This window comes from Variovorax sp. LARHSF232 (genome assembly GCF_052871435.1).
In genome coordinates this window covers 369544-394029 of record NZ_JBIXJS010000004.1, presented here as the reverse complement: position 1 = coordinate 394029, position 24486 = coordinate 369544, and the positions used below count along the sequence as shown (strand labels likewise).

General features: G+C 67.0%; 26 protein-coding genes and 6 pseudogenes. 4 read left to right on the top strand and 28 right to left on the bottom strand.

Annotated features, from left to right (window positions below):
* Positions 1-67: 67 nt before the first annotated feature.
* From ccmI to ACIPRI_RS14020, 27 genes and pseudogenes are all read right to left on the bottom strand, one after another.
* A complete protein-coding gene (gene ccmI / locus ACIPRI_RS14150; protein ID WP_446622076.1) occupies positions 68-1270 on the bottom strand; it encodes a c-type cytochrome biogenesis protein CcmI in 1203 nt (400 codons plus the stop codon).
* A complete protein-coding gene (locus ACIPRI_RS14145) occupies positions 1267-1704 on the bottom strand; it encodes a cytochrome c-type biogenesis protein (RefSeq protein WP_446622075.1) in 438 nt (145 codons plus the stop codon). Before ACIPRI_RS14145 ends, ccmI begins: the two co-directional genes overlap by 4 nt.
* A complete protein-coding gene (locus tag ACIPRI_RS14140; RefSeq protein ID WP_446622109.1) occupies positions 1701-2222 on the bottom strand; it encodes a DsbE family thiol:disulfide interchange protein in 522 nt (173 codons plus the stop codon). The genes ACIPRI_RS14145 and ACIPRI_RS14140 overlap by 4 nt, the downstream gene beginning before the upstream one ends.
* Complete coding sequence (locus tag ACIPRI_RS14135; protein WP_446622074.1) at positions 2219-4225, bottom strand: heme lyase CcmF/NrfE family subunit; 2007 nt, start codon at positions 4223-4225, stop codon at positions 2219-2221. Before ACIPRI_RS14135 ends, ACIPRI_RS14140 begins: the two co-directional genes overlap by 4 nt.
* Positions 4222-4668, bottom strand: coding sequence for a cytochrome c maturation protein CcmE (ccmE, locus tag ACIPRI_RS14130; RefSeq protein WP_446622073.1), 447 nt, complete (start codon positions 4666-4668; stop codon positions 4222-4224). The genes ACIPRI_RS14135 and ccmE overlap by 4 nt, the downstream gene beginning before the upstream one ends.
* Entirely contained in the window at positions 4658-4798 is a 141-nt protein-coding gene (locus ACIPRI_RS14125) for a hypothetical protein (protein ID WP_446622072.1), read from the bottom strand. The genes ccmE and ACIPRI_RS14125 overlap by 11 nt, the downstream gene beginning before the upstream one ends.
* The gene (ccmC, locus tag ACIPRI_RS14120) at positions 4795-5565 is read right to left on the bottom strand and encodes a heme ABC transporter permease CcmC (RefSeq protein ID WP_446622071.1); all 771 of its coding nucleotides are present in this window, start codon (positions 5563-5565) and stop codon (positions 4795-4797) included. The genes ACIPRI_RS14125 and ccmC overlap by 4 nt, the downstream gene beginning before the upstream one ends.
* A gap of 11 nt (positions 5566-5576) precedes the next feature.
* Positions 5577-6182 (bottom strand): heme exporter protein CcmB, encoded by a 606-nt coding sequence (ccmB, locus tag ACIPRI_RS14115; RefSeq protein ID WP_446622108.1) that lies wholly within the window; start codon positions 6180-6182, stop codon positions 5577-5579.
* Between the two features lie 25 nt (positions 6183-6207).
* The gene (gene ccmA, locus ACIPRI_RS14110) at positions 6208-6849 is read right to left on the bottom strand and encodes a cytochrome c biogenesis heme-transporting ATPase CcmA (protein ID WP_446622107.1); all 642 of its coding nucleotides are present in this window, start codon (positions 6847-6849) and stop codon (positions 6208-6210) included.
* A gap of 13 nt (positions 6850-6862) precedes the next feature.
* On the bottom strand, positions 6863-7537 hold the full coding sequence (locus ACIPRI_RS14105; RefSeq protein WP_446622070.1) for a cytochrome c3 family protein: 675 nt from the start codon (positions 7535-7537) through the stop codon (positions 6863-6865).
* Between the two features lie 18 nt (positions 7538-7555).
* A complete protein-coding gene (locus ACIPRI_RS14100) occupies positions 7556-8002 on the bottom strand; it encodes a nitrate reductase cytochrome c-type subunit (protein ID WP_446622069.1) in 447 nt (148 codons plus the stop codon).
* A gap of 16 nt (positions 8003-8018) precedes the next feature.
* A complete protein-coding gene (gene napA / locus ACIPRI_RS14095) occupies positions 8019-10517 on the bottom strand; it encodes a periplasmic nitrate reductase subunit alpha (RefSeq protein ID WP_446622068.1) in 2499 nt (832 codons plus the stop codon).
* Positions 10507-10785, bottom strand: coding sequence for a chaperone NapD (locus tag ACIPRI_RS14090; protein WP_446622067.1), 279 nt, complete (start codon positions 10783-10785; stop codon positions 10507-10509). The genes napA and ACIPRI_RS14090 overlap by 11 nt, the downstream gene beginning before the upstream one ends.
* A gap of 6 nt (positions 10786-10791) precedes the next feature.
* Positions 10792-10956 carry a periplasmic nitrate reductase, NapE protein gene (napE, locus tag ACIPRI_RS14085; protein ID WP_446622066.1) on the bottom strand — a complete coding sequence of 55 codons (165 nt, stop codon included), beginning with the start codon at positions 10954-10956 and terminating at the stop codon, positions 10792-10794.
* Between the two features lie 445 nt (positions 10957-11401).
* A complete protein-coding gene (locus tag ACIPRI_RS14080; RefSeq protein WP_446622065.1) occupies positions 11402-11638 on the bottom strand; it encodes a hypothetical protein in 237 nt (78 codons plus the stop codon).
* Positions 11639-11676: 38 nt separating this feature from the next.
* Positions 11677-12090: pseudogene (locus ACIPRI_RS14075) on the bottom strand (IS66 family transposase); the annotation flags it as partial.
* A 72-nt stretch (positions 12091-12162) separates the two neighbouring features.
* Positions 12163-13554: an FAD-binding oxidoreductase gene (locus ACIPRI_RS14070; RefSeq protein ID WP_446622064.1), complete on the bottom strand. Its 1392-nt coding sequence runs from the start codon at positions 13552-13554 to the stop codon at positions 12163-12165.
* 93 nt (positions 13555-13647) lie between these two features.
* Positions 13648-14433, bottom strand: coding sequence for an ABC transporter permease (locus tag ACIPRI_RS14065; protein WP_446622106.1), 786 nt, complete (start codon positions 14431-14433; stop codon positions 13648-13650).
* Between the two features lie 134 nt (positions 14434-14567).
* Entirely contained in the window at positions 14568-15404 is an 837-nt protein-coding gene (locus tag ACIPRI_RS14060; protein WP_446622063.1) for an ABC transporter ATP-binding protein, read from the bottom strand.
* Between the two features lie 76 nt (positions 15405-15480).
* Positions 15481-16473 (bottom strand): ABC transporter substrate-binding protein, encoded by a 993-nt coding sequence (locus ACIPRI_RS14055; RefSeq protein WP_446622062.1) that lies wholly within the window; start codon positions 16471-16473, stop codon positions 15481-15483.
* A 67-nt stretch (positions 16474-16540) separates the two neighbouring features.
* Positions 16541-17398: a creatininase family protein gene (locus tag ACIPRI_RS14050; protein WP_446622061.1), complete on the bottom strand. Its 858-nt coding sequence runs from the start codon at positions 17396-17398 to the stop codon at positions 16541-16543.
* A 50-nt stretch (positions 17399-17448) separates the two neighbouring features.
* Complete coding sequence (locus ACIPRI_RS14045) at positions 17449-17919, bottom strand: RidA family protein (RefSeq protein WP_446622060.1); 471 nt, start codon at positions 17917-17919, stop codon at positions 17449-17451.
* Positions 17916-19238 carry an amidohydrolase family protein gene (locus tag ACIPRI_RS14040; protein WP_446622059.1) on the bottom strand — a complete coding sequence of 441 codons (1323 nt, stop codon included), beginning with the start codon at positions 19236-19238 and terminating at the stop codon, positions 17916-17918. The genes ACIPRI_RS14045 and ACIPRI_RS14040 overlap by 4 nt, the downstream gene beginning before the upstream one ends.
* A 9-nt stretch (positions 19239-19247) precedes the next feature.
* On the bottom strand, positions 19248-19835 hold the full coding sequence (locus ACIPRI_RS14035; protein ID WP_446622058.1) for an NAD(P)H-dependent oxidoreductase: 588 nt from the start codon (positions 19833-19835) through the stop codon (positions 19248-19250).
* Between the two features lie 23 nt (positions 19836-19858).
* Complete coding sequence (locus tag ACIPRI_RS14030; protein WP_446622057.1) at positions 19859-20104, bottom strand: 2Fe-2S iron-sulfur cluster-binding protein; 246 nt, start codon at positions 20102-20104, stop codon at positions 19859-19861.
* Between the two features lie 208 nt (positions 20105-20312).
* A complete protein-coding gene (locus ACIPRI_RS14025; protein WP_446622056.1) occupies positions 20313-20969 on the bottom strand; it encodes a TetR family transcriptional regulator C-terminal domain-containing protein in 657 nt (218 codons plus the stop codon).
* A gap of 80 nt (positions 20970-21049) precedes the next feature.
* Positions 21050-21306, bottom strand: a pseudogene (locus ACIPRI_RS14020) (nucleoside deaminase); the annotation flags it as partial.
* 82 nt (positions 21307-21388) lie between these two features.
* On the opposite strand from ACIPRI_RS14020, the pseudogene ACIPRI_RS14015 reads away from it, so the two are divergent.
* Positions 21389-21634, top strand: a pseudogene (locus ACIPRI_RS14015) (peroxidase); the annotation flags it as partial.
* Between the two features lie 112 nt (positions 21635-21746).
* Here ACIPRI_RS14015 and ACIPRI_RS14010 read toward each other — a convergent pair.
* Positions 21747-22405, bottom strand: a pseudogene (locus tag ACIPRI_RS14010) (LLM class flavin-dependent oxidoreductase); the annotation flags it as partial.
* On the opposite strand from ACIPRI_RS14010, the pseudogene ACIPRI_RS14005 reads away from it, so the two are divergent.
* From ACIPRI_RS14005 to ACIPRI_RS13995, 3 genes and pseudogenes are all read left to right on the top strand, one after another.
* Positions 22398-22580, top strand: a pseudogene (locus ACIPRI_RS14005) (putative toxin-antitoxin system toxin component, PIN family); the annotation flags it as partial. The pseudogenes ACIPRI_RS14010 and ACIPRI_RS14005 sit on opposite strands and share 8 nt — an antisense overlap.
* A 98-nt stretch (positions 22581-22678) precedes the next feature.
* Positions 22679-22829: pseudogene (locus tag ACIPRI_RS14000) on the top strand (Tn3 family transposase); the annotation flags it as partial.
* A 177-nt stretch (positions 22830-23006) separates the two neighbouring features.
* Positions 23007-23912, top strand: coding sequence for a protein NO VEIN domain-containing protein (locus tag ACIPRI_RS13995; protein WP_446622055.1), 906 nt, complete (start codon positions 23007-23009; stop codon positions 23910-23912).
* Positions 23913-24486 lie beyond the last annotated feature (574 nt).

Sequence of the window (24486 nt, the reverse complement as noted above, 5' to 3'; positions counted from 1 at the left end):
GGCCGGAATCAACCCTCCCTTGACAACGGCCTTGCTTCACTACCCAGCGACCGCCTCCGAAACCATGTCATTTCGTCTGCTCGTCTGCAAGCAAGACAACGTTGTCTTGCCCGAGGGCGACGTTGCGCACGGCACCGTACAGGTCGCCAGATCGGGGCGCCGCGTGGCCGGGCGCGCTCACCTTCACTTCGATGGTCACCTGCGAAAAGCGTGACAGGGGCCGATCGGGCGTCATCGCCAGGCTGTCATCGAGAACGAAGGGCGCCGGCAACTCCTTGGCCGAAAGGCGCAGCACCGCCACCGGCATGCGCTCTCCCGACGGTGCCCGCGCCAGCACAAACACCGTGGCCTGCGGCGCAACACGATCGCGCAGTTCCGGCGCGATCGACACCGTGCCGGCGATGCGTGCGGCAGCGCTCGGGTGGCTGGATGCCAGCGGTGCATCCAGGCGCGCCAGGTTGGCCTCGATGTCGCGGCGTGCCTCGGAGTCCGACGGCAGGAGGCCGCGCACCGCATCCCACCGCGCGCGAGCTTGGGCCGCATCGCCGCGCTGGTAGGCCGCCATGCCGGCCAGCGCCAGTGCCTTGTGGTGCTGGGGGTCGATGTCCAGTGCGGCGTCGATGGCCTCCTGCGCCGGCCCACCCAGATCGCCTTTGCGAGCAGAGCCCAGCGCGTCGGCATAGTCAGCCAGCAGTTGCGGTTGCCCCGGCGCCAGTTCGATGGCCTTGCGGTAGGCCTGCACCGCCTCGTCGTAGCGCTGCAGCACCTCGTAGGAGCGCGCCAGCACGATCCAGCCCTCGATGTCCGCAGGTTGCGCCTGCAGGCGTGCGGCCAGTCGCCCCACCACCTGCTCCAGGTCCTGGCCCGCCTGTTCGTGCGCGCTGGCCGGGCCGGCGGCCAGCGCCGCCGCGGCGCGCGGATCGCCAACCTGCTGGTAAAGCAGCAGCGCCCCCGCCGGCAGCGCGAGGCTCAAGCCAAGGGCCACGCCCCAGGCCATCCAGGGCTTGGCCGGCCGCGCGGCAGCGGCGGGCTGTGCCGCTTCCTCGATTAACTGGCGCTGCAGTTCCTCGATGGCCTGCGCTCGGTCCCCTGCATTCAGGGCCTGCGCATCCACGTCGCGCTCGAGTTGGGCCAGCTGTTCGGCGAAAACGCGGCGTGCCAGCGCCTGGCGCGTCACGTCCATGGCGCCGGGGTTCCTGAATAGCGGTGGCAGCACCAGCGCCAGCGCCAATGCGATGAGGGCGACCACCGTCAGCCACAGGGCGATCATGTCTCGTCGCCCTCCAGCAAGGCCTGGGCGTGCGAACGCTCGGCGGGCGTCAAGGGAGGAGGCGCTGCGCATTGGCGCCGCCGCACGATGCGCGCCAGCAAGACAAGTCCCAGCATCAAGAGCGCGAACGGCCCCAGCCACAACAGCCAGGTCGAGGGCCTGAACGGCGGGTCGTAGCGCACGAAGGCGCCGTAGCGTTCCTCGAAATAGTCGCGGATCTGCGCCTCGCTGTTTCCCCGAGTCAACTGCTCGCGGATCTGCCGGCGCATGTCGAGCGCCAGCGGCGCGTTCGACTCCGCAAGGGTCTGGTTCTGGCAGACCATGCAGCGCAGCCTGGCGGCAAGCGCGAACTCGCGTTCTTCGAGCCCGGGGGCGGCGTGCGCGAGCCGCAAGACCGCGAGCAAGGCCAACAACATGAGCCAGCGATGCGTCATTGCAGGCTCCGCACGAGCGGCAGCAGCTCGTTTCGCCAGATCTCCGGCGTTACGGGCCCGGGATGCCGCAAGCGGATGAGGCCCTCGCGATCGATCACGAAGGTCTCGGGCACGCCGTAGACCCCGTAGTCGATACCGATGCGGCCATCGCCATCGACCGCCGAGGCGCGATAGGGATTGCCATGGCGGCGCAGCATGGTGCGCGCAGCTTCGCCCTGGTCCTTGTAGTTGAGGCCGTAGAGCGCGACGCCATCGCGGCGTGCGGCGTCCTGCAGCACCGGCAACTCCTCGCGACAGGGTGCGCACCAGGAGGCCCATACGTTGAGCAGCCAGACCTGACCGCGCAGCGTGTCGGTCTGCAGGCGGCGCTGCGGGTCCTCCAGCAGCGGCAGGTCGATGGCCGGGGCCGGCTTGCCTACCAGCGCCGAGGGCAGGCGGCGCGGATCGCGACTCAGCCCTGCGGCCAGCAGGATCGCCAGCACCAGGAAGATCGCCAGGGGCAGCTTGAAGCGCATCAGATGCCTTCCCGCGGCAGCGGCTGAAGCGTGCCGGCGGCCGGCCCGGATGCAGTGCGCGCGGCGCGCGCCAGCCGGTAGCGGCGATCGGTGGCTGCCAGCAGGCCGCCCAGTGCCATCAGCAGGCAGCCGGCCCAGATCCAGGCCATGTACGGCTTCACATGCAGGCGCATGGTCCAGGCCGAATCGCCGGCGGGCTCGCCCAGCGCGACGAAGAGATCGCGCGTGGGGCCGACGTCGATCGCGGCCTGCGTCAGTGGCATCTGCTGCGCCCGGTAGGTCCGCTTTTCCGGATGCAGCGTCACCGGCGCGCGGCCGGCCCGACTCACCAGCACCGTGGCGCGTTGCGCGTCGTAGTTGGGGCCGCGCACCGGCGCGATGCCGACGAAGCGGAAGTCGTAGCCGGCCAGGGACACCGTCTCGCCTACCCGCAGGCTCAGCTCGCGCTTGCTCTCGAAGCCGTCGGCCAGGGTTGCGCCGAAGATGAAGACGCCGATGCCCGCATGCGCCAGCAACATGCCCCACCAGCCGCGCGGCTGGCGTCGCACGCGCGTGCGCCAGTCGTCCGCGCCCTCATGCAGGCGCTGCCATGCATGCACGCCGGCGCTGCCCAGCGCCCATCCGGCCAGCAGAAGGGCGAAGGTGGAGACCGGCGACCAGGCGCGCTGTTCAGCCGGCAAGGCGAATGGCCACAGCAGGGCGGCCGCGCCACCGACTGCCAGCGCCCAGCGCAGGCGCCGGGCCAGCTCGGGCACCTGGGCGTTCTTCCAGCGCGCGACCGGCCCGATGCCCATGAGGAAGATCGCGGGCGCCATCAGCGGCACGAACACGGCTTCGAAGTAAGGCGGCCCGACCGAGATCTTCTCGCCGTGGAGCACGTCCAGCGCCAGCGGGTAGAGCGTGCCGAGCAGCACCGACATGGCGGCCGCCGTCAGCACCACGTTGTTGGCCAGCAGCATCGATTCGCGCGACAGCAAAGCGAAGCTGCCGCCCATGCCGATGCGCGGCGCACGCCAGCCGAAGAGCAGCAGCGAGCCACCCACCACCGCCACCATGAAGGCCAGGATGAACAGGCCCCGGCCCGGGTCGACCGCAAAGGCATGCACCGAGGTCAGCACCCCCGAGCGGACCAGGAAGGTGCCCAGCAGGCTGAGTGAAAAGGTGAGGATGGCCAGCAGCACCGACCAGCTGCGGAAGGCTCCGCGCTTTTCCGTGACGGCCAGCGAATGCAGGAGTGCGGTGCCGGCTAGCCAGGGCATGAAGGAGGCATTCTCCACCGGATCCCAGAACCACCAGCCGCCCCAGCCGAGCACGTAGTAGGCCCAGGCGCTGCCCAGCAGGATGCCCAGGGTCAGGAACATCCAGGCGGCCGCCGTCCAGGGGCGCGACCAGCGCGCCCATGCGGCGTTCAGTTCACCCGAGAGCAGGGCCGCGATGGCAAAGGCAAAGGCGACCGAGAAGCCCACGTAGCCCATGTACAGCATGGGCGGATGGATCACCATGCCCGGGTCCTGCAGCAGCGGATTCAGGTCGCGTCCTTCGAGGGCCGGCGGCATCAGGCGCGTGAAGGGGTTGGACAGGAACAGGAGGAAGAGCAGGAAGCCCACGCTGAGCCAGCCCATCACCGCCAGCACGCGCGCCACGAAGGCCGGCGGCAACTGCCGGCTGAAGCGCGCCACCGCCAGTGTCCAGCCCGACAGCATGCACAGCCACAGCAGCATGGAGCCCTCATGCCCGCCCCACACCGCGGCAAGTCGGTAGGCGGCGGGCAGCTCGGTGTGCGAATTGGAGGCGACGTAAAGCACCGAGAAATCGTTCTGCAGGAAGGACGTCGCCAGGCAGCCGAAGGCCAGCATGGCCAAGGCGAATTGCCCCACTGCGGCCGGCCGCGCCACCGCCATCCAGCCGGCCACGCCCCAGTGCGCGCCGGCCAGCGGCAGGCTGCCCTGGATCAGCGCCAGCAGCAGCGCCAGCACCAGCGCGAACACGCCGAGTTCGGGGATCACTGCGGGGCCTCCCGCGCGGCCGGTCGAGCCTGCTCGAGCGCTGCCGCGGCTTCGGGCGGCATGTAGTTCTCGTCGTGCTTGGCCAGCACCTGGGTGGCAAGAAAGCTGCCGTCGGCTTGCAGGCGGCCGGCCACCACCACGCCCTTGCCTTCGCGAAACAGGTCGGGCAACAGGCCGCGGTAGTGCACCGGCACCCGCTGCGCCCGGTCGGTCACCACGAAGCTCAGCGCCAGGCCATCCGCGGCCTTGCGCACCGATCCTTCCTCCACCAGTCCGCCGAGGCGGAAGGCGTCATTGCGCGGCGCGGCATGGGCCACCACCTGGGTCGGCGTGAAGAAGAACACCAGGTTGGACTGAAGCGCATTGAGCACCAGCCAGGTCGCCGCGCCCAGCACCAGCAGTCCGGCGGCGACGAAAGCCAGGCGCCGGTTCCTAGGCTTCATCCTCTGCCTCCTGCGGCGGCGCCTGCCCCCTGCTGCGCCGCGCCAGCTGCCACACTTCAAAGGCCAGCAACAGCACGGGCACGGCGTAGGCCGCGAGGATGAACAGGAGATGGGCGCCGGCTTCGGTCATGCTCGCCTCGCCAGGGCGTCGCGCTCGGCGATCAGGCAGCGCACCCGCGCCAATGCCACCGCCACCGAATAGGCCCAGCAGGCGCCCGCCATCAGCAGCAGGCCCAGCAGCATGGTGCGGGCCATCGTCGGCGCGGCGGTGAAGCTGATCGAAGCGCCCTGGTGAAGCGTGCTCCACCATTGCACCGAGAAGTAGATGATCGGCACGTTGACGACGCCGGCCAAGAGCAGGATCGCCCCGGCCCGGTCGGCACGCCGCGGATCATCGATGGCCGAGACCAGGCCCAGGTAGCCCAGGTACAGGAAAAGCAGGATCAATTCCGAGGTGAGGCGCGCGTCCCATACCCACCAGCTGCCCCAGGTCGGCTTGCCCCAGGCCATGCCGGTCCACAGGGCGATGACGGTGAACAGCGCGCCGGTTGGTGCCAGCGCGCGCGCCATCAGCGGCGACAGGCGGGTGTTGAAGACCAGGCCCATGGCCGCATGGAAGGCCGCCACCAGGTAGATGAACATCGACATCCAGGCAGCCGGCACGTGGATGAAGATGATGCGGTAGACCTCGCCCTGTTGATGGTCGGTCGGTGCCACGACGAAGCCGACGAACAGTCCGGCGACGGCTAGCACGAGCGCCAGCGCGGCGAACCACGGCAGTGCGCGTCCGGCCCAGTGATGGAACACCGGCGGCGAGGCGAGGCGTCGCCAACGGCCGCCCGGCGTGCCGTGGGCTTCGCGATGCAAGGCGGAATCGAGCGGGCGCAGGCTGTCCATCGCTTGGCCTCTCATTCGAGCGCGAGCCGCAGCGCGGACGCAACCGCCCACGGGCACAGCAAGGCTGCGAGCAGCAGCCAGGCGGCCAGGATCGACAGGTGCGGGCCGGCCGACATGCCCTGCTGGCCGGCGCTGACTGCGCCGCTGCCGAAGACCAGCACGGGCACGCACAGCGGCAGCATGATGAGCGCCAGCAAGGCGTTGCCGCGCAGGCCCAGGGTGAGGGCAGCGCCGAGCGCGCCCAGCAGCGACAAGGTCGGCGTGCCCAGCAGCAGCGAGGCCAGCAGGATCGCGATCGACGGCGCCGACAGTTCGAATTGCAGGCCCAGCAGAGGAGCCACCAGCAGCAGCGGGAGGCAGGTCACGAGCCAGTGCGCCGCGACCTTGGCCCAGACCAGTCCGAGCAGGGAACGCGGGGACAGCAGCAGTTGCTCCAGCACGCCGTCCTCAAGTTCCGGCAGGAAGAGCCGGTGCAGCGAAATCAGCAGCGCGAGCAGCGCCGCCACCCAGACCACGCCCGGGCCGATGGCGCGCAGCAGGGCCGGATCGGGCCCGACGGCCAGCGCGAACAGCGTGCCGACCACCGCGAAGAACAGCAGTGCGCCGAGCGCGTCCATCGGACGCCGCGCCGCCGTGCGCAGTTCACGGCCGATGATCGGGATCACTGCGAATGGCATCGTTCATCTCGTCCATGTCCAGGGCCTCGCCGCTGCCGGCCCGGTGCGTCGCCACCACCGCCAGGCCGCCGCCTTGCACATGTTCGGCCAGGCAGGCGTCGAGCACCTGCTCGCCGTCCGCATCCAGGCCGGCATGCGGCTCGTCCAGCAGCCACAGCGGGCGCCGGCTTAGCAGCACGCGGGCCAGCGCGAGGCGGCGCCGTTGGCCTTGCGAGAGCAGCCGCACCTGATCGTGCTCGCGCCCCGCCAGTTGCAGCCGATCCAGCACGGCACGGCAGAAGGCGGCATCGGGCCGGCTCCCGGCGATATGCAGTGAAAAATCAAGGTTCTCGCGCAGGGTGAGTTCCCCGCGCAACCCATCCGCATGGCCCAGGTACGCCAACTGCCGGATGTAGTCTGCGCCCTGCGCCGCGATCGCTCGGCCCTGCCAGTGCACCTCGCCGCGCGCGGGCGGCAAGAGTCCGCACAGCAGGCGCAGCAGGCTGCTCTTGCCGCTGCCATTGGCGCCGCGCACCTGCACGAGCTGGCCGGCCTGTGCCGAAAATGTGAGCCCGCAAAAGACTGGGCGCCCGGCGCGCGTGCATGCCAGGTCGCGAACGGAGAGCATCTGCTGCAAGACCTCAGCCACCCTTCTTTTCGCCAGCGGGGTCGGCGGTGGGCGCCAGCGCCTCGCCGCCTTCCTTCGGCACCACCTGGCCGGGCGAATCCGAGGGCCCCTGGCCCGGCGGAATGTGCGGCAGATGGTGCGCGATGCCCTTGTGGCAATCGATGCAGGTCTTCTCCTTGTTGGCCAGGTAGGTCGTGTGCATGTTCTGCGCGCGCACGCTCTGGCGCGTGAAGTCCATGGACTCGTAGTTATGGCAGTTGCGGCATTCCAGCGAGTCGTTCGCCTTGAAGCGGGCCCACTCGCGCTGCGCCAGCTCGAGCCGCTTGTCGCGGAACTTCTCCTGGGTGGAAATGGTCCCGAAGATCTTGCCCCACACCTCCTTGGAGGCCTGCATCTTGCGCGCGATCTTGTCGGTCCAGTCGTGCGGCACGTGGCAGTCGGAGCACATCGCGCGCACGCCGGAGCGGTTGGTGTAGTGGATAGTGGACTTCAGTTCGACGAAGACGTTGTCACGCATCTCGTGGCAGCCGGTGCAGAACTTCTCGGTATTGGTCAGCTCCATCGCGGTGTTGAAGGCGCCCCAGAAGATGATGCCGCCGATGAAGCCGCCCAGCGTGAGGAAGCCCAGGCTGAAATGAACGCTGGGGCGGCGGATGATGGTCCAGTAGCGCTTGAGGCGTTCGATCATGGTGCGGCTTCCTGCCTCTCATTTCCCGGTCGGCGCAGCGACGCCTTCGAAGGCATTGCCGACGATGGGTTGTGCCGGGTCCTGCGGCACGTGGCACTGCATGCAGAAATAGCGCCGCGTCGAGACTTGCGGCAGCACCTTGCCGGCCCGGTCCAGGTAGTGCGTGGGGCTGACGGGGATGGCCAGGGAGAACTCGGTCTTGGCCCGCGCATGGCAGTCCAGGCACTTGTTGAAGTTCTTGTCGATCTGGTAGCCGTCCACCCGGTGCGGAATCGTGGGCGGCTGCATGTCGTAGTTGCGTGGGCGGCGCACGTCGTCGTTGATCGCGTTGGCCAGGCGCGGCGGATCTGTGAGCTTGTCCACCGCCACCGGGCCGCGCGCCGCGTCCACCAGGCCGGTGCCAGGTTGCGCACCTGCCACGACGGCCAGCAGGCCCAAGAGGGGAAGAAGTTGGCGCAGCTTCATGGCGGCTTCGTGCGCGTCACACCTTGGTGATCTTCACGGCGCACTTCTTGAAGTCCGTCTGGAAGGAAATCGGATCGGTGGCGTCGAGCGTGACCTTGTTGATCAACTGGCTGGCGTCGAACCAGGGCACGAACACCAGTCCCTGCGGCGGCTTGTTGCGCCCGCGTGTCTCCACCCGCGTGCGCATGCTGCCGCGCCGCGAGGCGATCTCCACCTCGACGCCGCGCCGAACGCCCAGCGCCTTGGCATCTTCCGGATGCATGTAACACACGGCGTTCGGCACCGCCTTGTGCAGTTCGGGCACGCGCCGCGTCATCGAACCCGAATGCCAGTGCTCGAGCACGCGACCGGTCGAGAGCCAGAAGGGGAATTCCTTGTCGGGCACCTCTGGCGGCGGCTCGTAGGGCAGGGCGAAGATCAGCGCCTTGCCGTCCGGGTGGCCGTAGAACTGGTAGCCGGTGCCGGCCTTCACATAGGGGTCATAGCCCTCCTTGTAGCGCCAGCGGGTCTCCTTGCCGTTCACCACCGGCCAGCGCAGGCCGCGCGTTTGGTGATAGGTGTCGAAGGGTGCCAGGTCGTGCCCGTGGCCGCGGCCGAAGCTCGCGTACTCCTCGAACAGGCCCTTTTGCACGTAGAAGCCGCATTCCTTGGCCTCGGCGTTTTCGTAGCCCGCCTCGATCTGCGAGTTGGGGAACTTGTCGACGTCGCCGTTTCGGAACAACACCTCGTACAGCGTCTTGCCGCGCAGTTCGGGCTTCTTCGCGATCAGATCTGCGGGCCACACCTCCTCGATCTTGAAGCGCTTGGAAAACTCCATCAGCTGCCACAGGTCCGACTTCGCCTCGCCCGGCGGGTTCACCAGCTGGTGCCACATGTGGGTGCGGCGCTCGGCATTGCCGTAGCAGCCTTCCTTTTCCACCCACATGGCCGCCGGCAGGATCAGGTCGGCCGTGAGCGCGGTGACCGTGGGGTAGACGTCGGAGACGACGATGAAGTTGTCCGGGTTGCGGTAGCCTGGATAGCCCTCGTTCATGAGGTTGGCGGCCGCCTGCATGTTGTTGTTGACCATCACCCAGTAGGCATTGAGCTTGCCGTCCTTGAGCATGCGGTTCTGCAGCACGGCGTGGTAGCCCGGCTTGTCGGGGATGGTGCCGTGCGGAATCTTCCAGATCTCCTCGGCATGCGCGCGGTGCTTGGGATTGGTCACCACCATGTCGGCCGGCAGGCGGTGCGCGAAGGTGCCCACCTCGCGCGCCGTGCCGCAGGCCGAGGGTTGGCCGGTCAGCGAGAAGGGGCTGTTGCCCGGGGTGGAGATCTTGCCGGTCAGCAAATGGATGTTGTAGACCATGTTGTTGGCCCACACACCGCGCGTGTGCTGGTTGAAGCCCATGGTCCAGAAGGACATGACCTTGATCTTCGGGTCGGCATACAGCTCGGCCAGCGCCTCCAGCCGGTTCTTCGGGACGCCGCTGAGCTTGGCGGTGTAGTCCAGGTCGTAGGTCGACACGAACTTGGCAAAGTCGTCGAAGGTGATGGGCTTGGCGCCGCCGGCGTCCCCCGCATTCTTGGCCGCCTTCTGCAGCGGATGCTCGGGCCGCAGGCCATAGCCGATGTCCGCATTGCCCAGGCGAAAGGCGGTGTGCTTGTCGACGAACTCGCGGTTGACGCGGTTGGTCTTGATGATGTGGTGGGCGATGTAGTTGAGGATCGCCAGGTCGGTCTGCGGCGTGAAGGTCAGCTCGATGTCGGCCAGCTCGTAGGAGCGGTGCTCGAAGGGCGAGAGCACGGCCACTTTCACATCCGGCTTGGACAGGCGGCGGTCGGTCACCCGTGTCCACAGGATCGGGTGCATCTCGGCCATGTTGGAACCCCACAGCACGAAGGCATCGGCCGCCTCGATGTCGTCGTAGCAGCCCATTGGCTCGTCCATGCCGAAGGTGCGCATGAAGCCCACCGCGGCGGAGGCCATGCAGTGGCGCGCATTCGGGTCCAGGTTGTTGGAACGGAAGCCCGCCTTCATCAGCTTCAGCGCCGCATAGCCCTCCCACACCGTCCATTGGCCGGAGCCGAACATGCCTACCGCGGTCGGCCCCTTCTCTTTGAGCACGCGCTTGAACTGCTCGGCCATCACGTCGAAAGCCTGGTCCCAGGAGACGGTTGTGAACTCGCCGTCCTTGGCGTACTTGCCGTCCTTCATGCGCAGCAGCGGTTTGAGGAGGCGGTCTTCGCCATACATGATCTTCGAGAGGAAGTAACCCTTGACGCAGTTCAGGCCGCGGTTCACTTCCGCCTCGGGGTCGCCGTGGGTGGCGACCACGCGGTTGTCCTTCACGCCCACCGTCACGCCGCAGCCGGTGCCGCAGAAGCGGCACGGGGCCTTGGACCACTTGATGCCTGGTGGATGCGGGTCCATGGTGGCCGCCGGCTGGGCCAGGCCCGGCAGGGGAATGCCGGCGACGGCGCCCGCCGTCGCTGCCGCCGTCTGACGGATGAAATCGCGCCGGTCAATGGGCATCGGGGAGTTCCTCGTTCATCGCTTCCTCCGAATCGGCGTACTGGTAGACCAGGGTGGCGGCGAGCACGCCGTCGGTGCCCTGGATGGCGGCCACCCGGCCGTGCATCTCGTCGGCGCTATCTGCGTCCAACGTGACGACCAGCTTGCCGGCCGGAGAACTGCCGTGCACGCGCGCCCCGGGCATGCGGGCAATTGCCTCCGCCACGCTCTGCACACGACGCGGTGTCGAATGCACGACAAGGCTGCTGATGTGGACTTCGGCGGGCATCGCGGCTCAGCTTCCGGGCGGGCCGGCAAGCAGTTGGACCATCCAGACCATGAAGCCGTAGCCCCCGACGATCATCACGGCGAGCACGGGAGCCATCACGACGGACAGGAACAGGAAGCTCACCAGCTCCTGCTTCTTGGTGAACTCGCCAGATTCGACCGAATTTCTCACTGGGTCCCTCCGTGCTGTGCTTCGGGCCTCGGGGTGCAGTGAGCGTGGGGCCTCTGCACCAAAAGTGTGAATGGATTCTTTCTAGATCATTGCCCAGTGTCAACTGATCGCGGAATCCCGCAAAAGGCTTCGCGAGGGCGTGGACGCGAAAGGTTTCGAGCCGAGGCCGCCGCTGCCCACCCGCCAAGCGATTAAGTACTACAACTACAACCGTCCGCAAAGTGTTTCAAACCGATGAGGGTCTACGGCGGCCAAAGACTGATTGCGGTCCTTAAGTCACGATGCCTGACCGTCGCAATCGGGCCCCAAGCCGACCTACAGCGGACGGAGATCCTGCTCGGAAGCGGCCGTTGGATCCTCGCTGCACCTGCGCGCCCGCGGAACTGTGAGAAAGAAAGCGGTGCAACTTCGAAAACGGCGGCCGTAAGCCGTTGATTCTCTTGGGTTAGCAAATGCGACAACCTTGGAGGATCTCAGCGATGATCTTGCCACGGCGCATCTGACCATCGCGGAAGTCGACGAAGTGCACAGGCTGGCCAAGATGAAGGTTCGCACGAGCGGCAATGCCGCGGCGTGGGTCGGCCAGCATGCCTTCGATCAATGCCTTGAGTTGGTAGAGCTGCAAGCTGCTCGCGCCCTCGAGGGCTTCGATCATCCGCGGGTCGGTGCCTTGCAGAGTCACTGCGTCGTCCTTCGTTGCGCAGCCCGGACGCGTGTGGTTCAGGCTGCCGGTCGTTGCTCGACGTGGTGCCCGCCGAAATTCCACGGCAGCAACTCGTCGATGCGGTTGATGGGATGGTCGGCAATGCGTGAGAGCACATCGCGCAGGTACGCCTGCGGGTCGAGCTCGTTCAGCTTAGCCGATTCCACCAGACTGTAGATCGCCGCCGCCCGCTCACCTCCGGCGTCCGAGCCCATGAAGAGGTAGTTGGATCTTCCAAGAGCGACACCACGCAAGGCGCGCTCGGCAGCGTTGTTATCGATCTCGATGCGACCATCGTCGCGGTATCGGGTCAGCGACTTCCAGGGTGTCAGCGAGTAGCCGATCGCCTTGGCGAGCTCCGACGTCCTCGACACCTTGCCCAGCATGCTGGTGAACCAGGCATGCAGGTCTTCCAGCAGCGGTCCAGCGCGGGGCCTGTCGCACCTGGCTGGCTACTGGACAAATAGCTGACTATGCCCTTCGTTCCATCGGTAGTGGCTTGCTCAGGCCGTCTGGCGCCGCGGCTGCGCAACAGCCGCAGGAGCCACCCAGCTGCGCAGCTTGCCGGGGTTGAGCAGGCCGTGCGGGTCAAAGCGCTGCTTGGCGCCCACCACGGCCGGGTCCAGGTTGTTCTGCTTGCCGTCTTCTACGATGTACACGTGGGGGTTGTTGATCTGCACGCCGTGGTCCCGGTAGATCTGCATGATCTCGTTGAGGCGCTCCTCGGTGCTGTAGCGGATGAGCTGCAGGCCGCTGCAGTTGAAGGCGCCTTCCTTGGTACGCAGGAACTCCAGGTGCATCATCACCTCGCCACCCAGCGCCGCCTCCAGGGCCTTGACCTGCTCGATTCGCGTGGCAGGGGTGAAGCCGCTCTGGATGTAGGTCAGCGTCTTGTCCACCTTGAGCGCATGCAGCGTGGTGTGGTTCCAGGTGTATTCGACCAGGGTCTTGTGGCTTTTGGCCACCTCGTCGGCCGTCTTGCAGTAGCGCACTTGGCCGCCGTGGCGCGTGGCCATGTCGCGCATGCCGGCCTCGGAGTGCGGCGCCACCAGCAACATGACCGCATGGCAGCCCTGGGGCAGGTGCTCGGCCAGGCTGGTGAAGTAGTCGGGGATGGGCGCAGCCAGGAAGCACACCTCTTTTTTCTCCAGTCCCGGCGCGCTGCCAAAGCGGTCGGCAAACTCCAGCGCCGCGTCGAACTGCTCGAAGGTGACGATACACTCCGTCCACGCCACCGTGGGCGTGAGGGCCACCTCCAGCTCCAGCACGATGCCGTTGGTGCCATAGGTGTGGTGCAGCAGCATGGCCTCGGGGCCGCGCAGCTCGATGACCCGGGGCTCGGGCTCCATCGTCATCGCGCGCACCGCCAGCACGTTGCCGGGGGCGGCCAGCGGGCCGTGGTTGATCGATCCTGCGCCGCCGAAGCCGCCGCCAAACAGCCCGCCCAGCGTGGCGCTGCGGTATGTGGAGGGCAGCCAGCGCAGCTCCTGCCCCAGGGGCTTGGCCTGCGCGTCGAAGTCCGACAGGCGGATGCCCGCCTGCGCCCGGCCCACGCCACCGTGCACCCAGCCAAAACCGTTGTAGCCGCTCAGGTCTAGGATTACGCCGCCATGCAGTGGCGTGCTCTGGCCGTAGTTGCCGGTGCCGCTGCCGCGCACGGTGATGGGGATCTGAGCACGTGCGCAGGCTGCGACCACCTGGCGGATCTCGTCTTCTGTGCGTGGTCGCACCGCGATGTCTCCGCGCTTGCCAGACAGGTCGCGCTTGAGCACGGGACTGAACCAGGCGAAGTCCTGCGACAGGCGGCCCACGCGCAGCGGGTCGGCAATCCAGTCCAGGACGGGCAGCAGGCCGGGCAGCTGGTGGGCGGCGGTGGTGGTGCGGGCGGCGGTCATGGTGCGTCTCTCCAGAATCAATCGGCCTCTTTGGGCAAAAGGGGGCCTACACCGCGCGTCTGGCACGACGTGGCCGGGGAATGCGTGGGTTACTCAGTCCTGCGAGTTCTCGCTGGCGTGCCAGCTGCCCAGTGCAAGGCGGGTGAGCCAGGCCATCAGCACGAACAGCGCGACGCCGGTGAGCGAGATCAGCAGCAGCGCGGCAAACATGCGCGGGATGTTGAGCTGAAAGCCCGCCTGCAGGATCTGGTAGGCCAGGCCTGCACCGGTGCCGCCCGTGCCCGCGACGAACTCGGCCACCACGGCGCCGATCAGTGCCAGGCCGCTCGAGATGCGCAGCCCGCCGAAGAAGTAGGGCAGCGCGCTCGGGATGCGCAGGCGCAGCAGCGTCTGCAGCCGGGTGGCGCGGTTGAGCTTGAAGTAGCTCTGCAGGTCGGGCTCCACGCTGCGCAGGCCCAGCGTGGTGTTGCTGATGATGGGGAACAGCGCCACCAGCGCGGCGCAGATCACCATGGAGAGGGTCGGGTCCTTCACCCAGATGATGATGAGCGGCGCCACCGCCACGATGGGCGTGACCTGCAGCAGCACGGCATAGGGGAACAAGGCGGTCTCGATGCGCTTGCTCTGCACGAACAGGAACGAGATCAGCACCCCCGCCACCGTGGCCACGCCAAAGGCCAGGACGGTGATCTTTAGGGTGACCCAAAGGGAGGCCCCCAGCGCCGCCCAGTCGGTGATCAGGGTCTTCATCATGAGCAGCGGCGAGGGCACGAGGTAGGGCGGCAGCTCCAGCCCGGTGACCAGGCCTTGCCACAGCGCTATCAGCACCAGGCCTACCAGCAGCGGGTAGACCACGCGCTGCACGCGCGGCTGCGCCATGAGCGGCGTGCGGGTAGCGGCGCTGCGCGGGGGCGCGGGCGCTCGCGGAGGTTGCGCGCTGCGCGCGGGCGTGGCAATGGTCGTACCTGCCGGTGCGGGCACCGGCGCGGCAGGGAAAGACGGGAAGGGGGTACTCATGCCAGGGCCTCCTCGACGTGGGCGCTTGCGCGCAGCAGGCTGTCCTGCAGCAGCTTTGCATAGCGGCTGAATTCGGGCGACACCATGAAGTCGGCGGTGCGCGGGTAGGGGGCGTCGATGTGGAACGCATCCACCACGCGCCCCGGTCGCGCTGCCATCATCACCACGCGGCTGGAGAGGAACACGGCCTCGTGGATCGAGTGCGTCACGAAAATCACGGTGAGCTTCTTCTTGCGCCACAGGTCCAGCAGGTCGGCATCGAGCTTGTGGCGCGTGATCTCGTCCAGTGCGCCAAAGGGTTCGTCCATGAGCAGCAGGTCGGGCTGGGTCACCAGGCCGCGTGCGATGGAGACGCGCATCTGCATGCCGCCCGACAATGCGCGGGGCAGCGTGCTCGCGAATTTCGACAGGCCCACCAGCGCCAGCGCCTCCTCCACGCGGGCATCGGCCTCCTTGCGTGGCACGCCCGCCAGATCCAGTGGCAGGCGCACATTGGTCTGCACGCTGGCCCAGGGCATGAGCGTGGGCGACTGGAAGACGAACGCCATCTTCTTGCCACTGTCGTCGAGGCGCGCCACGGGCTTGCGCCACAGGTGCAGCCGCCCGTCGGTCGGCTCCAGCAGGCCTGCCACCATCTTGAGCAGCGTGCTCTTGCCACAGCCCGAGGGGCCCAGCAGGGTGACAAACTCCCCTTCCTCGATGGACAGTTCCACCGGCAGCAGAGCCTGCGTGCCATCGGGGTAGGTCTTCTCGGCAGAGAGCACCTCCACGGCAGGTGTGGGGGCGCGGGAACGGGGGCCTGGCGGCACCGGCGGTTTTTCAGCGGAGGTCACGATCGACTTTCGATGGATGCGGCCGGCCGTGCGCGGCATGCTGCCGGCGCGGCCGCTGTTTCAGGGCTGTGCAGGGTCAGGGCAGGACCTTGAGGTCCTTCATGAAGCTGGTGGTGTAGGTATCGGCAAGCTTCACCTTGGCGGGGTCGATGAGCTTGGCGTCCACCAGGAAGTCGTAGCTCGCCTTGGCGCGGGCGTCGGTCATGGTGCCTATGCCCATGCTGGCCGCGTCGCCCCCGGTGACCATGCCCATCTCCTTGAGCTTGGCCACGCTGTAGGCCAGCTGTTCGTCGGTCATGTTGGGGTTGTCCTTCTTGATCAGGGCATTGGCCGGCGCCGGGTCGGCCAGGTAGCTTTTCCATCCCTCCATCGAGGCCTTCACGAACGAAGCCACCGCGGCGCTGCGCTCCTTCACCGTCTTTTCCATGCACGAGATCGTGGTGGCGTAGGCCGGGTATCCCTGGTCGCTGAACATCAGGGTGTTGGCCTTGACGCCCGCCTTGGCGATCGCGAAGGGCTCGGAGGTCAGGTAGCCTTGCTGCGCCGTGTTCTTGTCGGCCACGAAGGGCTGGATGTTGAAGGTGTAGGGGCGGGACTGTGCATCGGTGAAGCCGTACTTGGCCTTGAGCCATGGCCAGTAGCCGCGCTGGGCGGATGAAGCGATCAGAATGGTCTTGCCCTTGAGGTCCTCGAACTTCTTCACGTCGTCGTGTGCGATCAGCACCTGCGGGTCTTTCTGGAACACGGCGGCCACAGTGGTCACGGGCACGCCGCCCTCGCGCATCTGGATCATCTGCAGGTCGCTCGATCCCATCACGCACTCGGCCTGGCCTGCGGCCATCATTTGCACGATGTTGACCTGCGGGCCGCCCATCTTGATGGTCACGTCCAGGCCGTACTTCTTGTACAGGCCCGTGGCCAGGGCCTGGTAGAAGCCGCCGTGTTCGGCCTGCGCATACCAGTTGGTCATGTAGGTGAACTTTTCCTGTGCGTGGGCGGCACCGATAGCACCAAGACCGAGCAGCGCGGCTGCACCAAGTTTGGAAAGGCAGGAGGCAGTCTTCATCATGGCAAATACTCCGGTAGGGTGATGGGAGAGGGAGACAGAGGGGCGTGCGGTCCGCGCCTTGCAGGCTTCAGGCCGGCGTGGTTTCGACATGGCCCGTGTGGCTGGCGCGGCCCCAGGTGGGCTCGCGCCGTGCAGCCCATTGCAGGTGGTGCAGCTCGGCGATGGCAGCTGCCCAGCTCACGGCCAGCGAATCGAGGATGGCGTGGCCCTGCTCGGCCGTGGCGGGCAGCGGGTCGCCGATGATTCCGCTGGGCCCGAAGTCGCGTGCGCTCCAGGCGCAGGCGGGCCGACCATCGGGCGAGAGCAGGGGCGACTCAAAGACGGGCGGGTAGTTGACGACTGCGCGCTCCATGTGCACGGTGTCGGGCGCCAGCGCCAGCATCAGCGCCGTCTCGGCATGGCCCGCGTGCATGGCCAGCTTTTTTTCCTTGTCCGACAGGTATTGGCCTGCCACGTGCGGCACGCGCCAGGTGAAGCTGGGCACCACGATGAAATCGCCATGGCGCAGGCGCAGTTCGCGGGCGCACATCTCCATCACCTGCGGCTGGCCGCCATGGCCGTTGACGAACAGCAGCTTGCGAAACCCCGCGCGGTACACCGATTCGCCCACTTCGTTCATGGTGGCCAGCAGCGTTTCGCCGCTCAGCGTGACGGTGCCCGGAAAGTGCAGGTGCTCCTCCGACTTGCCGTAAGTGATGGGCGCCATGGCAAAGGCCGGCACCTCGGCCGGCAGGCGGGCCAGCGCATGGCCCACCACGCCCGCGCTGATCACCGTGTCCACCGCGCAGGGCAGGTGAGGGCCGTGCTGCTCGGTGGCACCCGTGGGCAGCACGACAACGGTGTTCTCCTTGTCCGGCAGATCGACGATCTCGGTCCAGCTCAGGTAGGGCAGGTAGCGGTGGGGCGGGTTGTAGCCGTGCAGCATGGGACAGGTCTTTCTTGAAGGCGATGCGGTGCGGGAAGGGGGCGGCGCGGTCAGCGCGGCGGCAGCCAAGCCGTGGCTTCCACCTCGATGAGGATGTCGGGGGCAGGCAGCATGCCGCTGACCTCCACCACGGTGGAGGCCGGGGGTTCGCCCGTGAAAAACAGCTTGCGCACCCGGCTGTACTGGGGAAAGTGGTCCAGGTTCTTGAAGTACTGCACCAGCTTGATCACGTCGGACATCTGCCCGCCAGCGGCCTCGATGGTCAGGCGGATGCGGTCCAGCACATACCAGCTCTGCGAGAGGATGGGACCCTCCTTGAAGTCGCCGCTGAACTCGCCCGTGCGGCCGATCAGCGTGGCCGCCTCGTCGGGAATATCGGCATAGCCGCGCACGATGCGGCTGGCCGCCGGGTCGACCGCAATGACCCCGGACAGGAACACCATGTCCCCCGCGCGTCGCCAGGCGGCGTAGCGGGCCAGGGGCTGGGCGATGCCCGAGGTAGTGGGTGCGGGGGCGCTCATGAGGTGAGAGTTGGGGTCGGGGTGGATCGGGTGTTGGCCACGTGCCATGCGGCGCTCGCATGGCCGCTCGCAACGCGACCCTGGCGCAGCACCACGCGGGGCTGGGTGCGCGAGGGAAAGCCCCAGCGGTCGGCCTGGTTGAAGACCACCAGGTCGGCCGCACTGCCGGGCTGCAACGGCAGTTCGTCCGGGCCCCGGCGCAGCCAGTCGGCGCGGCACAGCGATTCGGACCAGCGGTCGAACGGTGCTTCGAGCTGCGCGGCGAGCACGCCACAAGCCAGGGCCTCGAGCGGGTCGAAGCTGCCCACGGGGCAGAAGGGGTCCTGCACGTTGTCGCTGGCCACCAGCACCGGGATGCCGCGCGCATGCGCTTCCTTGACCAGGGTGAGGCCGCGCTGGCGCGGGGTGCGGCCGGTGGTGGCGTCCTGCAGCAGCAGGTTGGTGATGGGTAGGGTGACCAGGGTGATGGGGCTGCGCGCCACCGCATCGAGGGTGGCCAGCGCCGTGGCCTCGTCATGCGCGGCCAGCGCACAGGTGTGGCCGCAGACTACGTGGCCTTCGAAGCGCAGCTCCTGCAACAGCGTGGCTGTGGTGGGGAGGCCCAGCGCACAGGGATGCAGTTCCTCGTCAACGTGCAGGTCCACGTTCAGGCCCTGATGCTGGGCGGCCTCGAACAGGTGGCGTAGGGCCTGCGGGTTCCAGTTGGTCGAGTGCACGAAGCCGCCCAGCAGGGCGCCGGGCCCGCTTTGGGCCACGGTGCGCGCCAGGTGCATGGCGGCGCTGCGCTCGGTGTACAGGTGCAGCGGGATCAGGCCCACGCGCTCCAGCGTGATGCGGCCGGTCCATTCCTGCGCGAGCTCGCGCAGTACGTTCCACGCCAGCGGCTGGGCCTCTGGCTCCCACCAGTCGCAGTGCGTGCGCAGGTGCACCACGCCGGCGTCGTACGCCCATTGCAGGGCGCGGCTGGCGCGGGCGCGGATGTCGGCCTCAGTCCAATCCTGGCGGTCCACCATCATGGCTTCGATGGCGCCCAGCAGGCCGGGTTTCACCGTGGCCATGCGCGGTAGGGTGAAGGCCTTGTCAAGGTGCGTGTGGGCGTCTACCAGGCCCGGCAGAACCAGGGCGCCACCCACGTCCCAGGTGGTGCCCGCAGGCAGGGGGCGCGCCGGGTCGTGCGGGACCATGCCCTGCATGAGGCCCTGGGCGCTGTGCAGATCGGCCAGTGCTGGCTGGCCGCCACTGGCGGGCCACTGTCGGGGCAACAGCCACCGGGGCAAGCGGGCGCGGACGATGCGGTCGGGGGCGTCGGATACGTGCATGCCGGTCCCTCAGGCAAAGTGCGACATGGCCTGGCCGACGCGAGCCTTGAAGGCTTCCAGACGCGGGGGCGTGGCCACGTTCATGTGGTAGTAGGCGTGGTAGTCCACGCGGGCCTTGCCGCCCGTGAGCAAGCGCATGTAGCGCGTGACGGACTTGCGCGGCGGGTCGCCCATGAGCAGGGCCGTCCAGCGCGGGCGGCCATAGGTGACCACGGCCGAGATGCGCTTGATGTGCGTGAGCGAGGGCTTCACGTTGTGCGGGTCGCTGATGTCGAAGGCCACGCCTGGCATCAGCACGCGGTCGAAAAAGCCCTTGAGCATGGCCGGCATGCCGAAGCACCAGGTGGGAAAGCAGAACACCACGGCCTCGGCGCACAGCAGGCGGTCCACATAGCCCTGCACGAGCGACCGGTTGTTCGGCACTTCGTGGTAGCCCAGTCGCTCCTCGCGGCTCAGCACGGGGTTGAAGTGCTCGGCATACAGGTCGCAGTCGTCCACCTCGTGGCCGCCCGCGCGCAGGTTATGCACCACCTCGGCATGCAGGGCCGCGTTGTAGCTGGTTTCCACCGGGTGGCAATAGATCACGAGGATGCGCATCGCGGGTGTCTTGCCAAACGCAGTCAGAGATCGAGCGTGAGAGTCGGGCCATGGCTGCGCGCGCAGCACACGGCCACATGGGTCAGCTGCTCGTCGCCACTCAGGCAGCTGTCGCGATGGTCGGGCTCGCCGTCGAGCCAGCGTGTAACGCAGGTGCCGCACACGCCTTGTTCGCACAGGGTGTCGATGGGCACGCCGGCGAGTTGCAGCACGTCGGCCATGCTTTCGCCGGGCGCTACGGGCAGCCGCATCTGGCTGCGCGCGAGCACCAGTTCAAAGGCCTGTCCGCTTGGAGGCAGTGGGGTTGTCGTTGTTGGGACCTGCATATTTGACCAATTGATCTGATCGATTGGTCAAACTAACGCAAGGGCTGTGCCAGTGTTACCTGCCGGCGCTTTGGATCTGCCGAGGCACTTCAGGCCGTCTACGTTGGGGGTTGCGGCAAGTCACCTGCCGCGCACAGAACCGCAGGGCGGCCTAATCTGGTGCGAGGCCGCAGCCCAGCAGCACAAAAGTGGTGAGTTCTCGCACGATGTGCTCACGGTCGATGGGTTCATCCGGCGCCAGACCCAGCATGATGTGCACTTGCACGCCATAGTCGGCGTAGTGCTGCGTCATGCCCCAGATCTGCATGAGCAGGACCTTCGCATCCACAGTGCGCATGCGGCCTTCGGCGATCCAGCGGTTGATCAGATCTACCTTCTGCTGGGTGGACTTCACGGCGACCGGCCAGTATTTGCCCAGGTTGCGCCCGCCGCCCAGCACCTCGGTGGTGAAGATGCGCGACAGGCCCGGGTTGTCCAGCGCGTAGTCCAGCTTCTTGCGCACGTAGCTGCTCAGCACCTTCTTTGGGTCGTCACTGTTGTTGTCGAATATGAAGGCCCCCGACCAGCCATTGAGCACGGAGTACAGCAGTTCTTCATAGAGCTCTTCCTTGCTACTGATGTAGTAGTGCAACTGGGGTTTGGTCAGGCCCGCGCGTTCGGCAATGGCTTTGGTAGACGCGCCCTTGAACCCATGGCGGCTGAACTCGGCAATGGCCGCTTCGCGGATGGCGCCCAGGATGCGCTCGCGCCCCTGCTTGGCGCGACTCAGGTGTGCGCCGGATGGGGCATCGACTTCAGGTTCGGGCATGGACTGGACGGGCACAGTGGTCGAAAGGGAGCCGTGAGAGACGGTGCAGATTCTGCCCGCTAGCGGCCTGGACGGGCGCCTCACGCCTTCCAGAAGCCGACATGGGGCGCACTCGCTTTCTCGATCATCGTGGGCCCAATGCACTCGATGGGATGGGGGATGCCGCGAATACGTCGCGGCAGGACAGCTCTGCATCACGCTGCTCGACCCGCTCGCCGCGGAACACGCGCAGGCGCACGGCATCGATGCCAAACACCACACGCCCGATGCCCGACCAAAAATGGCGCCCGCGCATCACACACGGCTCGGCCGACGAGTACAGAGTGGCCTGGGCCAGTGTGTTGATTTCCATCCAGAAGTGATCCACCGTGGAGGGGCGAATTCCTTCTATCTGCACAGCGACGAGGTCACGGCAGTTGGAGATCCGCACCACCATCACCTACCCCGCGAGCACCGGACGCAACTTCGACGAGATCCTGCGGGTGAGCGACTCGCTTCAGCTCGCCGACAGCCACAAGGTCGCGACGCCGGCCAACTGGCAGGATGGCGACGATGTGGTCATCGTGCCGAGCCTTCAGGACCCGGCGGAGATCGCGCAGCGATTTCCCAAGGGGTACCAGGCGGTTCGGCCTTATCTGCGCATCACGCCGCAACCCAACAGGTAAGGCGGGCAGCGGCTGCGCCCGCAAGCGGGCCCGGTCTGCTGGAACAGAGTTGTCTCCAAGTCGTCTCTCAACGGCTTTTACGGATCTTAGGATCCGTTTTTTTTTGGAGAGGTCAGCGCGGGTCAGGAAGGAAGCGGTTGCCCGGACGCGGAAGTCCGAGGTTCCCACGCAGCGTCGTGCCTTCGTATTCCTGCCGGAAGATCCCTCGCCGCTGGAGTTCGGGCACCATCTGGTCGGCGAATGCGTCGAGCCCGCCCGGCAGCCATGGGAACATGATGTTGAAGCCGTTCGAGCCTTCGGTCTCCAGCCATTCCTGCATCTCGTCGGCAATGGTCCGCGCGGTGCCCACGAAGGCCAGCCCGCCGTAGCCGGCAGGATCTTGAGATGGTCGCGCTCGCGGCCCAGCGCGGCGAGCCGGCCCTTGACGTCGGCATAGAAGCTGCGCCCTTCGGCCAGCGTGCCCTGGGCCGCGAAGATAACCTCGGCCGTCTCGGCCGCGAGTTGCCGGCCCGGCTCGGACGCGCCGGCCTGCACGATCACCGGCCAGCCCTGGACCGGCCGCGCAATGTGCAAGGGCCCGCGCACCGAAAGATAGCGGCCCTTGTGGCCGAGCGTGTGCAGCCGCGACGGGTCGAAGTAGCGGCCGCTGGCCGCATCGTGCACGAAGGCATCGTCGGCCCAGCTGTCCCACAGGCCGGTGACCACGTCGTAGAACTCGCGTGCGCGGGCGTAGCGCTCGTCATGCGGCATGTGGTCGTCGAGCCCGAAGTTGCCAACAGACATCGAGGCTGACGATCCATTTGATGCGTTCCTGCTGGCCATGGCAGTTGCCGGCGAGGCCGACTATTTGGTGACCGGCGATCATCGCGCCGGACTCCTGCAACGCGGTCACATCGGCCGTACCCGCATCGTCGCGCCGGCCGCGTTCTGCACCGAAGCACTCTGACTTCCAATGCCCGTCGACTTCCCGACGGCCATACACCGCGAACGATACGGCCGTTCCCCCGACTCCCTGTCGGCCGAGGAGCTGGCCATCCACACGCTGAACACGAGACGCGCCGGCGCAGCACGCTGCAGCAACTCAACCTCGGCGAAGGCCGGCACAGCCCCGCGCGCGACGTGTTCCACGGCAAGCGCGGCGTGCTGTACCAGCATCTACAGAGAAGGGCAGGAGGATCAGCTGAATGCCCTCGGCACCCAGCGCTGGCGGGAGGTCGGGGAAAAGATTCGCCGTGGCGTGACTGTAGGCGATGGCGGCAATTCGAACGGACGGCCAACTTCCGCAATGCCTGAACGTAGCGCCAGCTTTCGTGGGGACCCGTGAACGTACGATGCGGCATACTGCCTTGAACCACCCAGAGAGGCCCGCCGCATGGACAAGGAAGTCGACACGCAGGTACTCGCTGTCATCAACGAGAAGCGCCTGTCAGGTCCGCGGCTCAACCCGGTAGAGATCGTTGAAAAAATGGGTGTGCTCGCCGCGCGGGAAAGGCCGTTCGACTATGCCTGGCTCGCGAGCGGCGACAGCGTCATTGCCACTATCTGGGCCGAGTTCGTCACCGTCGGAGCCGGGGCGCGCTGGTTCTACCTCGAATCATTGGACACTCAGTTTCGAGGAGGGGGCGGCGCGCGCAGCCCCAACCAGGTTCAGCGTGCCAAGGACCGACTTGCCTTGCTCAAAAGGACCTTGGATTCGGAACAGAACTTTCGGGTGGTTTTGCAGACCAACCGAGTCCCGATCGACGAACTGGAGAGCAACAAGAGCGCGAAGGTCTCCACGCGGGTTCGAGATGATGACCCGTGGCATGTCGCAAGCTGGGAGGCCGATCAAGGCCTAGCGGTTCTGGTCCGCGGCCCCCGCGGCTGGGTTCCGTCTGCCGCCGAAATTCAGGCTGCGCGAGCGCGACGGGGCGTTCCGGATGCGCAACAGGCGCGACTGCTGGGTTCCGAACCGGCTTCGGCAGAGGATGTCCACGCCGCCGCGATGGCCTACGTGACGCGTCACTTCACAGGCTATGGCTACGACGCACAGGACGTGAGCACTCAGCACCTCGGGTATGACATCGAGGTGTCTAGTCCGAAGGGCGAAACGCTCCTCAGGGTCGCGGTGAAGGGAAGCTCACTCGAGGCGCCCGGATTCGAGCTCACGGATGCCGAACGCGCATGCTCGACGCGGGAGAAGCTGTGGCGCCTCCTTGTCGTCTCAGAGCCCCTCAGCGCGGCGGCGCAGCACAAGATCTACAAGCCAGGCGAGGTGCCTCAGGCGCGGGACATATGAGCAACACATAGCACACGCAGTTATGTTTAGTCCAAGACAGCTTCGCCGCACAAGGATTGATGGTCACCATCGGTGCTCGTCTTGTGCTCGTTGAAGATGGTGAAGTTGACCTGCCCCCTTCCAGCCGTACCAGCGTGATGGCAGCGAAGTTCGGGGGGCATGGCGCGCCTTGACTGGTCGCCTATTGCATTCGCCACCGTGATGTAAGTCGCTTCAGAACGGCAACTCCCCCCTTCGGATCCGAGCCGATCGGCTTATCGCGATACAGCGTGCGCAACTCACTGAGCACTTCGAGACTCTCGCGCGCTGGGCTCAGTCGAATCGCCCCGCGATGGAAACAGCCCGACTCCGGTTTGACCAGAAGGGCGTACGCAGCGGTTCCGTTATGGGCCAGAAGTAACTGTTCAAACGCGCAGCATAGCCCCGTCGCCAACGAGCCCAAACGTCTGCTTTGCTTTGGGCGAAAAGTCGGCTCAAGGCCCTGATCGCCAGTACGCAACATGCGGATGCAGCCGTTCACACGCGACGAGTCCTGGTCGTCCGTTGCAGCGCTCGGGCAACGCGAAGAAGTGTT